The sequence below is a fragment of the Pedobacter sp. 01T416_2 genome (assembly GCF_056398925.1).
The window spans coordinates 19983-32137 of record NZ_JBFTQI010000003.1 but is presented as its reverse complement, the minus strand read 5'-3'; the positions used below and the strand labels follow the sequence as shown (position 1 = coordinate 32137).

The following is a 12155-nucleotide window of genomic DNA, read 5'->3' as shown; positions in this document are numbered from 1 at the left end:
CATTTCACTGTAACGGCCACTAAGTTCAGAGAACAGGAACAGCATTAAAAACAGCTGGCAGCAAAACAGGTTTATACCTTTTTTCTCAGAAAAACTCACCATCCATCCAAGAACGGCAAATAAGGGGCATCCGATAATCAACGGGAGATAAGCCAGGCGGTAGGTGTAGCTAAAGATAACAGCAAGGCAGGTAATCCCACCGAGCAGCAATGAAACTTTCCAGTGTAACTTCCTGTTAAAAGATAATAGGGTACGTACATTTCTGTTGTTTCCGATCAAAAGAAAATACCCGATGAGGCCAATCAGCCCCAGATAGAACAACTGGGTAAGCATTTTAAATTTTGGTGCTACCGAATGGAGCTTATCTGTTTTGCTTAATCCGATGAGCTGAATAGTAAAAAAGGCAGAAGCAACAATTACCACTACAGAGATAAATGCAGATAATATATTTAGCTTACCTGTAAGTTTGCTTAAGGCCCTTGCCAAAACCTTTCCTTTAAAAATAAAGATAAGTATAATGCTGATCAGGACTATGATCAGTATATTAAAAACCATGGGCCACAGTCTGATGCCAAGAAAGAGCTGATCCGTATTTTTTTCTTGATTGGCTCTAAAGATAAATGCAGGAACTATAATAAAAAAAGATTGCAGAAAGAGCATAATGACGGCTCCGTATACCATCAGAAGCCCATTTTTTCTGAACGGCATGTCCGGATTGACCTTTTCAAATTCAGACTCAATCGCTGAAACCGATCCGAGACGTTTTACGGCAACTGCCCACACTTCTTCATCGCTCAGTCCCAGTTCGGTGAGCTCTGTTATCACATCATCAAGATGGTTAGTTAGTTCTTCCCTATCGTCGGGGGTAAGTGATGTCTTGATAAGATTTGATTGCCATTCAGCAATCTTTAAACTGAGGTAAGCGGAAGTGGTGCCCATAATGTATTTAAAAGTCCGTTCATAAATTCCCAGCTCAGTTTTTCTTCCTTCAGCTGTGTTATTCCTTTATCTGTAATGGTATAATACCGTCGTCTCTTTTGATTTTCGGCAATCCGCCATTCCGATCGGATGAGCTCTTTGTCCTCCAGCTTTCTCAGTACCGGATATAGGGTTCCATCGGAATATAGGACCTTTCCGTTTGAGGCCTCTTTTATTTTTTTGATGATCTCATAGCCATAACTCTCGCCTTCAATAAGGGTTGAAAGGATTATGGGGATAGATGATGCTGCAGTTAGCTCCTTTGATAGCATAAAAATGTTTTTTCAAATATACGTAGAAGTTCAATGTATGTGAAATTATTTTTATACTAAACTTTAAGAATTGGGTTATCCTGCTGGTAACCATGAAAGTAAATAGTGAATGTTGTTTTCAATTGCGGGTTGCAAGGAATAGTTTTAGTTAAGAGTAGGTAAGGGAATTGAATGCGCTTAATTAGCCCTGGCCGCTAAACATAAAAAATTGAATAAAATATTTTGAAATACCGGATTTAAATTTACTTTTGTAGTGTGTTACATAAGTGATACAGTGATATACTAAAAATATCTTCATTATGATAGAGATCATTGACCTGAGTTTTGGATATTCTAAAAAATCCACATTACTTAAAAAATTGAACCTGAAACTTGAAAAAGGGCACATCTATGGGCTTTTGGGAAAAAATGGTGCTGGAAAATCTACATTGCTCAAAAATATAGCGGGGCTTGCCTTTCCTTTTGAGGGGAAATGTATGGTCAAYGGTAAAATTGCAGCCAGGCGCCAGCCTTCTTTTCTTCAGGGGCTTTTTTTTATTCCAGAAGAGGTACACATGCCATCGCTAAGTACGGAGTCTTTTGTTGCCCGGACGGCACACTTTTATCCGGCCTTTGATCGTACGTATTTTTATAAACTGCTGTCGGAGTTTGATGTAGACAGAGAGGAGAACCTAAGCAAGCTTTCTTTTGGACAACAGAAAAAAATGATGATTTCTTTTGGCCTGGCAACAAATACATCTCTTTTGATCATGGATGAGCCGACCAATGGACTTGATATTCCCTCAAAGGTCCAGTTCAGAAAGGTTATTTCCTCAGCACTCTCTGATGAGCGGTGCATCATTATCTCGACTCATCAGGTGAGGGATCTGGACAGTCTGATCGATACCCTTCTTGTGCTCCATAATAAAGAGATCGTAGTAAACCTTCCTTTAGATGTAATCGGGGAGCGTTTGCTCTTTAGTTCGGCCGGAAGGGCAAACCCAGATAGGATACTCTACGCTGAAGATAATATGATCGGTACCAATACCATCAGTATCAACACCGATGAGCAGTATGGTAAGGTGGATATGGAACTGCTATTTAATGCGGTTGTTAATGGAGAAAATTTAATTTTACAACATTTAAAATAACAGGATATGAACGATATATTTAATTGGAAGCGGTTTATCGCACTTTTCAAAAAACATAGTGCCGAAAATTACAAGACCTACCTGATGTCAATAGGGGTTCTGATCGGGGTACTCACCCTCATCCTTAGTTTTATTACTTATACCAGCGATGGCCATATAGGTGTATTTCAACAGGGCATTATTTTTCTTAACATCATGATCTTTTCTGGAACGATATTTACCAGTATGATCTTTGCAGATCTTGGTAGCAGAAAGAAGGCCATACCCATTCTAACCCTTCCCGTATCTCATCTGGAGAAATATCTGGTCGCCTGGCTTTATTCTTTTGTTGTTTTTCAGCTGGTGTATGTCGGCTGCTTTTACGCCGTAGATTATATTGTGCTATATGCGGGCAATGTCGGTATTTCAGATAAGAACAATATGGTGAATATATTTTCAACCGACGATCCGTTCTGGATTGCATTTCCACAGTTTGCCGTTCTTCAGGCGATCTGTTTTATCGGGGCAATATACTTTGAAAGGCTCCATTTTATCAAAACTGCTTTTCTTTTTTTCTTATTTATCCTGTTTCTGAGTGTTTTTAATACCATGCTGTTAAACTGGATTTTTGGTTTCAAGGTAGACAAGGGTATCCCGTTCAGTTCGGTCGGAATCACTGAAGCGGGCCATTTTTGGTTTATCAGGAGAGATCATTTGGGCGATGCTGTGGTGTTTGCTTCACTCGTATTGGTCTGTGGCCTGTTGTGGTTGGGAAGCTATTTTAGATTGAAGGAGAAGCAGGTATAATATGGAGTTTAGAGAAAACGAAGCAATTTATTCCCAGGTGGCAAATTTCGTTACCGAGCATATCATGCTGGGCAAATGGCTGCCGGAACAGAAGATCCCTTCAGTTAGGGAACTGGCATCTGATCTTCAGGTAAACCCCCATACGGTGGTGAGGGCCTATGAGATACTGCAGTCAAGAGAGGTGATCTCAAATAAAAGAGGGATCGGTTTCTTCATCCATAGTGATGCCATTGAAAAAATAAGGAGCTTCAGTAAGGAACGTTTCATGGGACAGGACCTGCCGGAACTGCTCAAGAATATGTACCTGCTGGGGATTACCATTGAGGAGATCGGCGCACAGTTCGAATCCTATAAGAAAACCATGAACCAATCCAAACAAATATGAAAAACAGCAATATTATGATCATTTCGGCTATAGCTATCATACTGATCTCGCTAACTGTATATAATTTTACCTTAAAAGCTTCATACCGAAACGGGGATTATAAAAATCCATTTTATGGGCTTAGCTATAATCAGATAAACAAGGTTTCAAAGATTGAACTCGACTGCTCGAATAAAATTACATGTTATATCCGTCAGGGGAAAAATAGCGGCATTTACCTAAGTGCGCGCGCCAAGGATAAGGTGATCTGGAGTGTTGAGCAAGGTAGTTTAAAGATCGACCTGAGCGATGAGGCTAAGCGGGCAGATTTTATGGTCTATAACGATGATCTGGTCATTGTTCTTGACAATCTTGAGCGGATCAGCACAAAGCCGTATTTTAGAACCGGTGAGAAATGGGAGCATGCACGGCTTTTCGGTCAAATAGGTATCAGTGGATTTAGACAGGATTCAATGGATGTCGATCTGGGTATTTCTTCCTCCGCTGTTCTGGATAGTATCTCTGTTGGTAGTCTGAACGCATTGATCGGTGCGCATGGAAAAGGTGTTTCATCCCTACAGTTGCATTCTGGAACTTTTGGCAACGCAGTATTCAAAATTCCCGGGTCAGGAAAACTTGAGCTACTGGATCCGAAGATCACCAAAAGTGAATATCATCTTTCCAATGAAGCAACCGTAACGCTCAATGGGAAGTCCTTGCGGATTATCGAAGAAAACGGGGAAAGATAATAAACCGCCCGAGGGTTTGTATTTCTGGAATATCGCATACCATAACACTGATATTCGATATTCCAGAATTAGATTAAAACTTATAACTGTAACCCATCCTGAATACCTGGGTTTCATAATAATCGGTACTGTTTAGCCTGAATCCGTTGCCAGTAATCTCTTTTTTGATTTTCAGCGTATTAAAAATGTCGTTGCCGTTTAAAAACAGTTCACCTTTTCCTTTCTGGATCTGCTTTTTAATTCCAAGATCTGTTGAGAACCTTGAGCCGATTTTTCCCTGGGGAATAATGTCCGGCGCCAGGTAGGCCATAGAAAGTTGGATATCGGTATCGCCTTTTAACTTAAACTGGGCATTGAATTTCACATTCCCGGATACTAAGGATTCCTTGGTCATGCTATATTGAGTGGGTACGGGGTATCTGTTTTCTACGCTAAATGCATCAATGGTATTCTGGTATACCGTCCCACTCAGGTTGAAGGAAAACCAGGCCTTGAGCTGTTGTTGCCAAAGCAGTTCCCCTCCCGAATTGTAGCTTTTTCCGGCATTCTGGAAAATATTATACAAGATGGTATTTCCAGGAACCTGTGTGGCAATCCTGGTAATGGTGYCCGAAATAATTTTATGAAAAGCTGATCCATACAGATAACCTTTGTCCCAATTGTATTTATAACCGAGTTCCAGCGAAGTGGTAAACTGTGGGCGTAAGGTAGGGTTACCTACCTTGAGCAGTTCTGGTTCATCATATTTTGGGAAAATACGGATATCCACTTCGTTTGGACGGTCTACACGCTGGTTGTAAAAGAAAGTGATCCTGTTGTCCGTATTGATTTTGTAAGCAAAGCGAAGATTTGGAAAAGGGCGGAGGTAATCATAACCGTCGCTTTTGTACGTATTGTGGTCGGGGTTTACATCATAGTAAATATTGGCATACTCCATTCTCAGGCCGGCTTCAAGTTCGATTTTGGGCGTTTCATAAATATAGTTTCCATAAACTGCCGGAATATGTTCACTATAGTCTGCCCAGCCTCCAGCGTTCACATCAATGGGCGAATTAAGCCCAGCAAAGAACTGCATATTGGTCGGGATGTTCCGATAACGGTACTTAAGTCCGGCTTCAATCCGGCCATGTTTCATGGGTTTTACATAATCAATGGTAAGATCAGAAACATGTTCGTCCGACAAAAGTTTAAAGGCATCTTCGCCGCTAAAAGTGGGCAGGATGTTAGTGAAATTGTATTTTTCGTCTTCCCTGTGCCAGGTATAATTAAATCCTGTAGTTAAGGTATGTCCTGGCTGGGCAAATTTATGCTGGTATACAGCAGAACCGGTGGCCGTATATTTTACTTCGTCCTCTACAAATTGCCACAACCGGTTCCGTACCGTATAATCTCCATTAAAATAGGGGATATCACCTAGGTCGATGATTTTTTCCCTGTTGAAAAACGCAGATACCGTAAGGCTATTGTGTTCGTCAGGATTATAATCCACTCCGGTTTTTACGGTTGTAAAGGTCGTTGTCCGGTTTCTTTTTACCTGTTGGTTCAGTACCATGCCACTATCAAAGATGCGCTGAGAAAATTCGTTTTTGTTCAGTGTTTGGGTGTACAGATAATCCGCCTGTAAAAAGATATTGGTTTTGTTTTTTTTATAGTTTAACGAAAGCGATGGATTAAGTTTTGGAGTGGCCTGGTACTGCGGCGATATCCCCGGTAGGTTTTCTTTTCTGAGCCAGAGTGATCCAAGACCGCTGTTAAAACCCACTTTGCCATTTAAGCCTTCCTGATTGTTTTTCTTGTATATAATATTGATAATGCCTGCATTTCCGCTGGCATCGAATTTAGAAGAAGGGTTTGCTATAATCTCAATCCGCTCTATGGATGATGCCGGGATATTATCAAGCCCGGTCTGGCTACCAAAACCTGTGATGGCATTCTGTTTTCCATCAATGAGTACTGCAACCTTATCATTCCCCCTCAATTGCACTTTACCATCCTGAATGGTTACGCCTGGAAGATTCTGCATGGCCTGAAGTACCGACCCACCCAATTGGCTTGTATTTTTTGTAATGTCGTAGCTTTTTTTATCCATTTTGTTGGATATCCCTTCAGATGTGGATGTTCCCTTTATCTCAATGGTTTGCAGGGTCTGGGGATCTTCTATAAGATCGAAATTCCCAAGATCTAAAAAAGGGCTTAGTATGCCAACGCTGAAGGTTTTGCTGATGCGTTGGTAGCCCACCATGCTTACTTCAAGAATATATTCTCCCGAAGGCACATCTTTAAGGGTAAACCGGCCCTGTTCGTTGCTTACCGTACCCAAAATAAATTTTGTATCGGTTCCTTTTTTTAACTGTATATTTCCGAAAGGCAGTGTATTCTTATTTTTTGCATCCCTGATCTGTCCTGAAAGGGTTATCGGCTTTTCCTGTCCTTCTGCATCCTCTGGGCAAAGAAATAGCGCAAGGCAAAAAAGCCTCAATATCCGTATGTAGTTTTTCATAATTTATAAGTTTTCCGAAAGGCAAATTATAAAGCAATTCTGAAGACAATCTGAACTTCTGAAAACTACTATCGATCTGATCTGTTCCGGTTTATAACAGGATCACTAGACTCCCAGCCACAATCATAAGACCGCCAATGAGTGTTTTTACCTCAATGGGTTCTTTGAGGATCAGAAAAGCAAGCCCCATGGCTATAGCTACACTTAGTTTATCAATCGGGGCAACTTTCGAAACATTTCCGGTTTCGAGTGCCTTAAAATAAAAAATCCACGAAAGCCCTGTTGCAACACCCGAGAGGCCCAAAAAGATCAGGTTATTTTTGCTCAGTGTTTTAAGCTGCGAAATTTCACCGGTGGCCAGCACGATACCCCAGGCAATGAAAAGAATAACAATGGTGCGGATCGCCGTTGCCAGATTTCCATTGACGCCTTTGATCCCGATTTTAGCAAGGATTGCAGTAGCTGCGGCGAAAAAAGCAGATAAGATTGCATAATATTTCCACATATTAAAGATTTTAGGTTAAAGCAATTTAAGGAGTAAAAAGGAATTTAACCATTAATTCAGTAGTAAAATTGTATTGAATCGCATAGTTATTGTGAGGCAATTAGGAAGTACAAAAACATTTGTAAGCACAAAGTATAATTATGTGCACTACAGATTTTCTCCAGAATTGAGTTTTATCATTGCGCCGGATTAATTTAATCTAGATGGATAAAAAAGCCGATCAGTTATTAACCAAGGTAAAATTATTTGTTGAAGACCAGTTGAAGAACAGGCTTTCGCAAAGAATGTATTTCCATAATCTTGAGCATACCTTACTGGTGGTTGAAGGTGTACAGTTAATAAGCCGCCACATGGGACTTTCAAAATCCGACCGTTTGGTGGTGATTCTTGCGGCGTTTTTGCACGATCTTGGCTATACCGAAAAATACGTCGGGCACGAAGAAGCCAGCGCAGAGATTGCTGCAGAATTTCTTTTAGAAAATGGCTTTGCGAGAGAAAGAACAGAACTGGTGCGCGGATGCATTATGGCTACCCGGTTTCCACAATACCCCAAAAACGAACTGGAAATGGTTATTTGTGATGCAGATTTCTACCATTTTTCGCTAAATGATTATCAGGACTATGCCGATAGACTAAAACGTGAATGGGAAGAAAACCTCGGATTGGTTTATACCGATCTGGCATGGGATACATTGAACCTGGAAATGCTCAGTCGGCATGAGTATTTTACTGCTTATGGCAAAAAGATATTACAGGAAAAGAAAATGCTGAACATAAAAAAACTGATAGGCCGGATTGGTTAATATATAATTGTTGAAAATACGGATTTGTACCCATCGCTGGTTAGCTTCACTTTAAATCCCGGCATAATTTAATAATTTACACCATGAAAATTTTGATCATCGAAGATGAACAGGCACTCTATGAGAGTATCCTTGCCTATTTTACAGGCGAGGGCAACATCTGTGAGCTTGCAACCGACTTCGTTACAGCATCCGAAAAGATAGCACTATATCATTACGATTGTATTTTGTTAGACCTCGGGCTGCCGGACGGAGAAGGGCTGGAGCTGTTGACCCGATTGAAAAGCATGAACAAAAAAGACGGCGTACTGATTATTTCGGCAAGGCATTCGCTTGATGACCGTTTGGCCGGGCTTGATCTTGGTGCAGATGATTACCTGGTAAAGCCATTCCACCTATCGGAGCTAAAAGCAAGGGTAAGTGCGATTGTGAGGAGAAAAAACTTTGAAGGAACCAACCTGATTATTTTTGATGAGATCAAGGTTGATGTTGCCGCGATGAAAACTACCGTAAATGAACATCCTGTTGTATTGACTAAAAAAGAGTTCGATCTATTAGTGTATTTCCTGTCCAACAAGAATAAGGTGGTAACCAAAAACGCAATGGCCGAACATCTTTGGGGCGATGAAATGGATCTTTCAAATGATTTTGACTTCATTTATACTCACGTTAAAAATTTAAAAAAGAAGCTCAGCGAGGCTGGTTCAAAAGACCATCTGCGCTCTGTTTATGGTATCGGCTATAAATTCAGCAGCCAATGAAACTCTCCACCCGTTACAACAGGGTAAACATCATCACCTCCATCATCGTGCTGATTATTACCGGGATTATCTATTACCTGGTTATCCACCTCATTCTGACAAACAAACTTGATAAAGACCTTGCCGTTGAAGAAAACGAGATCAGGCAATATACCCACACCTACAAAAAACTTCCACTGCCAGCAACCTACCTCGATCAGCAGATTTCTTACAGCAGCCCAAAGGGCGACACCACGGATGTACGCGAATTCAGTTATACCACTTACTTAAATCCTAAAGAGAAAGAACAGGAGCCGGGTAGAAGTCTGGTAACCACCGTTAACCTTAATGGAAAAACAATAGTGGTTACCATAACGAAATCGCGTGTTGAATCGGAAGACCTCGTAAGGATTATCCTGTTGATCACCCTGGGCATTACCATGTTACTGCTCTTTTCGCTATTGCTGATTAACCGTTTTGTACTAAACAGGCTTTGGAAACCCTTTTATGTAGTGCTTAACCGGATGAAGGCTTTTGAGGTAACCCGCATGGATAACATCAAAGAAGAGCCCACGCGGATTGATGAGTTTAACGAACTTAATAAATCGGTAAATGCAATGGCCGAGAAAGTAAAGCAGGATTATAAAGAACTGAAAAGTTTTACCGATAATGCTTCGCACGAAATGATGACACCTTTGGCTGTGATCAATTCCAAGCTCGATTCGCTCCTGCAAACAGAGTCTTTTACCGAACAACAGGGTGCATTACTGGAAGATATCTATCAAGCCACAGGTAGACTTTCGAGGTTACATCAATCGCTTTTGCTGTTGGCCAAGATCGAAAACAACCTGATATCGGATACCGAGGAAATAGACTTAAAAGAAATGATCGAAGCAAAAATCCGTCAGTTTCAGGAACTTTTTGGACGGGACGGATTAAATGTAGAAATAAAACTATCGGAACGGAAAGTAACCATGAGCCGCTATCTGGCAGATATCCTTTTAAACAACCTTTTCAGCAATGCCGTAAGGCATAATATAAACGATGGCAGGATATCGCTTGAATTGACCAGTGAAAAACTTACCATTTCAAATACCGGAAAAACCTTAAATATCCATAACCGCATGTTCGACCGTTTTTCAAAATCGACAGAATCTGAGGGAATGGGATTGGGGCTGGCCATCAGCAAACAGATCTGTAACCTTTACGGATTCAATATTGAATACAGTCATATCGAAAACATGCATTTTTTTTCAATTTATTTAGGCTAAGGCAGATAACTACAGAATTCCTACAAAGTTGCCGAATAGTTTTGATTAAAAATTAAAACTATGAAACAGATTTTAGTAATTATATTGCTAGTGGGAGGAACAGTTTTCTCATCACAGGCCCAAAAAATCAATGCTCTGAAAGTACCTGCTGCCGTTAGTGCTGCTTTTAAAAAATCACACCCTGCTGCTAACGTAAAATGGGAAATGGAGCAGGCTAATTATGAGGCTGGTTTTATCCTCAATGGAAAAGAGACTTCTGAAGTTTATACACCGGGCGGTACTCTGCTGGAAACAGAAAGCACAATCAAACCTTCAGAACTGCCGGTAACCGTACTTGCCAAACTAAAAGGCAAGAAGATTGCCGAAGCCGCAAAAATTACAAAAGCCGATGGAACAATACATTATGAGGCTGAGGTAAAAGGTAAAGATCTTTTGTTCGATGTAAACGGGAATACCGTTAAAAACTAGATCATGTGCAGAATACGTCTTTCTATCTTACTTTTTATCACTACAATATCTATTTGTTCTGCACAGGTTATCGATTCTACTGCAATCCTTCCGGCCGATACGGCAGGAAGATGGTATGCCGGAAATCCTGTGCCGAAGATGAAATTCAGGCCAATTACCTTTATTGCACCTGCAGTATTGATCGGTTATGGTTTTGCTGCGGTTTACGACCATGGTGCACTCAAACAGCTTGATGTGAGCACCAAGGCTGAATTACAGGAAGATCACCCGCTTTTCGCCGCCCATGTAGATGATTATTTACAGTTAGCCCCAGCCGCTGCGGTTTATGCACTTAACCTATCGGGGGTAAAAGGAAAACACAATCTGTTCGATGCCTCCATGTTATATGTTACCTCTGCTGCCATTATGGGCGTTTCTACCCATTTTGTAAAGCAGGGTGTGGGCAGAATGCGGCCTGACGGATCGGGTACAAATTCTTTTCCCTCAGGGCATACGGCCTCAGCTTTTATGGCAGCAGAATTTCTCCATCAGGAATATAAGGATGTAGATCCATGGATCGGTTACGCAGGATATTTTGTGGCCACGGCCACAGGAACACTAAGGATGTACAACAATAAACATTGGTTTAGCGATGTGGTGGCCGGTGCCGGTTTCGGTATTGCTTCCACAAAAATCGCTTACCTGATTTATCCCTATATGAAAGGCCTGTTCACCACAAAGAAAGAAGGCAATTTCACTTTAATGCCCTTCCATCAACCTGGTAGCACCGGACTGATGCTTTCGGGAAGGTTCTAAGTGTATAGCCGGGGGGCACAACCTTAATCATGTATGTTTTCTGCCAATTAAATCACCATAAACTCCCTGTCGGCAGAAATTACAGCGAACCGTATATGCTGTATCAAACCCAAATGGGGGTTTAAGGTAAATATATTGTGAGGAACGCTTAGGCATGTATACTTGGGAGTATCACTGTCATTTTACCTATCCATGACACTTCCACAGGTTTGATGTGCTAAACTTTAACATTTTGACCAAACCACTTTAAATTATACTCCTATCTTTGTGACAGAAATGTTTAAAAGGTCTTTAGTCATATTATTGTTGGTAGCGCTTATCGGATCAAATTTTGCCGTTTACTTGGTTTACGCCGGATTTGAAGTGAATAAAAAGGAGATTGCTGCCAAATTGTGTGAAAATAAGAACAGGCCCTGGATGCACTGCAATGGCAAGTGTTATCTAATGAAGAAACTAAAACAGGCAGAGGAAAAAGAAAAAAAACAGGACCGCCAAAATCAGCGTAGTGCCTATCCTCTGGGTCTTCCAACTCAACCAATTTTTTTATCTCTTATTTTTCCCAAAAATATTGTTAATTATCACCCTCTTAGGATTGATCGGCCTATTAGCTGTACTTACACTATATTCCAACCACCAAAGTGGAACTGCTAAATACCGATAAGTTGTAGTCTGTCTAAACTTATCCGGGTATTGTCCACTCCATGGGTACTCTTTCTACTTCCGGGAAGATAAACCGCTATTTTTTGGACGATACCAAAATAATTTTGTGTATAGCTTATTTTATGACTTCTCAA

Annotated in this window: 13 protein-coding genes; 9 read left to right on the top strand and 4 right to left on the bottom strand. The window is 40.9% G+C overall.

What is annotated here, in order from left to right:
• Together AC1DPQ_RS00410 and AC1DPQ_RS00405 are read right to left on the bottom strand one after the other, a co-directional pair.
• Positions 1-939, bottom strand: a 939-nt coding sequence (locus tag AC1DPQ_RS00410) for a permease prefix domain 1-containing protein (RefSeq protein WP_477607461.1), incomplete at its 3' end; no start/stop codon positions are given.
• The gene (locus tag AC1DPQ_RS00405; protein ID WP_057935020.1) at positions 909-1250 is read right to left on the bottom strand and encodes a PadR family transcriptional regulator; all 342 of its coding nucleotides are present in this window, start codon (positions 1248-1250) and stop codon (positions 909-911) included. The genes AC1DPQ_RS00410 and AC1DPQ_RS00405, both read right to left, overlap by 31 nt.
• A 299-nt stretch (positions 1251-1549) precedes the next feature.
• Between AC1DPQ_RS00405 and AC1DPQ_RS00400 the strand changes: the two genes are divergently transcribed.
• Genes AC1DPQ_RS00400 through AC1DPQ_RS00385 form a run of 4 tightly spaced genes read left to right on the top strand, consistent with a single transcriptional unit; the run spans position 1550 to position 4279 of the window.
• A complete protein-coding gene (locus AC1DPQ_RS00400) occupies positions 1550-2380 on the top strand; it encodes an ATP-binding cassette domain-containing protein (protein WP_057935019.1) in 831 nt (276 codons plus the stop codon).
• A 6-nt stretch (positions 2381-2386) separates the two neighbouring features.
• Positions 2387-3166 (top strand): hypothetical protein, encoded by a 780-nt coding sequence (locus tag AC1DPQ_RS00395; protein WP_057935018.1) that lies wholly within the window; start codon positions 2387-2389, stop codon positions 3164-3166.
• Position 3167: 1 nt separating this feature from the next.
• Entirely contained in the window at positions 3168-3551 is a 384-nt protein-coding gene (locus AC1DPQ_RS00390) for a GntR family transcriptional regulator (protein ID WP_057935017.1), read from the top strand.
• Positions 3548-4279, top strand: coding sequence for a GIN domain-containing protein (locus AC1DPQ_RS00385; RefSeq protein WP_057935016.1), 732 nt, complete (start codon positions 3548-3550; stop codon positions 4277-4279). The genes AC1DPQ_RS00390 and AC1DPQ_RS00385 overlap by 4 nt, the downstream gene beginning before the upstream one ends.
• 73 nt (positions 4280-4352) lie before the next feature.
• Here the strand turns inward: AC1DPQ_RS00385 and AC1DPQ_RS00380 are convergent, their stop codons facing one another.
• Together AC1DPQ_RS00380 and AC1DPQ_RS00375 are read right to left on the bottom strand one after the other, a co-directional pair.
• On the bottom strand, positions 4353-6779 hold the full coding sequence (locus AC1DPQ_RS00380) for a TonB-dependent receptor (protein ID WP_477607458.1): 2427 nt from the start codon (positions 6777-6779) through the stop codon (positions 4353-4355).
• A gap of 91 nt (positions 6780-6870) precedes the next feature.
• Complete coding sequence (locus AC1DPQ_RS00375) at positions 6871-7284, bottom strand: EamA family transporter (protein WP_057935014.1); 414 nt, start codon at positions 7282-7284, stop codon at positions 6871-6873.
• A gap of 203 nt (positions 7285-7487) precedes the next feature.
• On the opposite strand from AC1DPQ_RS00375, the gene AC1DPQ_RS00370 reads away from it, so the two are divergent.
• From AC1DPQ_RS00370 to AC1DPQ_RS00350, 5 genes are all read left to right on the top strand, one after another.
• Positions 7488-8087, top strand: coding sequence for an HD domain-containing protein (locus tag AC1DPQ_RS00370; protein ID WP_477578119.1), 600 nt, complete (start codon positions 7488-7490; stop codon positions 8085-8087).
• A gap of 83 nt (positions 8088-8170) precedes the next feature.
• Complete coding sequence (locus AC1DPQ_RS00365; protein ID WP_057935012.1) at positions 8171-8848, top strand: response regulator transcription factor; 678 nt, start codon at positions 8171-8173, stop codon at positions 8846-8848.
• Complete coding sequence (locus AC1DPQ_RS00360; protein ID WP_057935011.1) at positions 8845-10098, top strand: sensor histidine kinase; 1254 nt, start codon at positions 8845-8847, stop codon at positions 10096-10098. The genes AC1DPQ_RS00365 and AC1DPQ_RS00360 overlap by 4 nt, the downstream gene beginning before the upstream one ends.
• 60 nt (positions 10099-10158) lie before the next feature.
• A complete protein-coding gene (locus tag AC1DPQ_RS00355) occupies positions 10159-10566 on the top strand; it encodes a hypothetical protein (protein WP_057935010.1) in 408 nt (135 codons plus the stop codon).
• Positions 10567-10569: 3 nt separating this feature from the next.
• Complete coding sequence (locus tag AC1DPQ_RS00350; RefSeq protein WP_057935009.1) at positions 10570-11361, top strand: phosphatase PAP2 family protein; 792 nt, start codon at positions 10570-10572, stop codon at positions 11359-11361.
• Positions 11362-12155 lie beyond the last annotated feature (794 nt).

Excerpts from the sequence above, each read along its gene's own strand:
- AC1DPQ_RS00355 (WP_057935010.1), top strand. The coding sequence starts at position 10,159 with ATGAAACAGATTTTAGTAATTATATTGCTAGTGGGAGGAACAGTTTTC.
- AC1DPQ_RS00365 (WP_057935012.1), top strand. The coding sequence starts at position 8,171 with ATGAAAATTTTGATCATCGAAGATGAACAGGCACTCTATGAGAGTATC.
- AC1DPQ_RS00375 (WP_057935014.1), bottom strand. The coding sequence starts at position 7,284 with ATGTGGAAATATTATGCAATCTTATCTGCTTTTTTCGCCGCAGCTACT.
- AC1DPQ_RS00390 (WP_057935017.1), top strand. The coding sequence starts at position 3,168 with ATGGAGTTTAGAGAAAACGAAGCAATTTATTCCCAGGTGGCAAATTTC.
- AC1DPQ_RS00405 (WP_057935020.1), bottom strand. The coding sequence starts at position 1,250 with ATGCTATCAAAGGAGCTAACTGCAGCATCATCTATCCCCATAATCCTT.
- AC1DPQ_RS00370 (WP_477578119.1), top strand. The coding sequence starts at position 7,488 with ATGGATAAAAAAGCCGATCAGTTATTAACCAAGGTAAAATTATTTGTT.
- AC1DPQ_RS00395 (WP_057935018.1), top strand. The coding sequence starts at position 2,387 with ATGAACGATATATTTAATTGGAAGCGGTTTATCGCACTTTTCAAAAAA.
- AC1DPQ_RS00360 (WP_057935011.1), top strand. The coding sequence starts at position 8,845 with ATGAAACTCTCCACCCGTTACAACAGGGTAAACATCATCACCTCCATC.
- AC1DPQ_RS00385 (WP_057935016.1), top strand. The coding sequence starts at position 3,548 with ATGAAAAACAGCAATATTATGATCATTTCGGCTATAGCTATCATACTG.
- AC1DPQ_RS00350 (WP_057935009.1), top strand. The coding sequence starts at position 10,570 with ATGTGCAGAATACGTCTTTCTATCTTACTTTTTATCACTACAATATCT.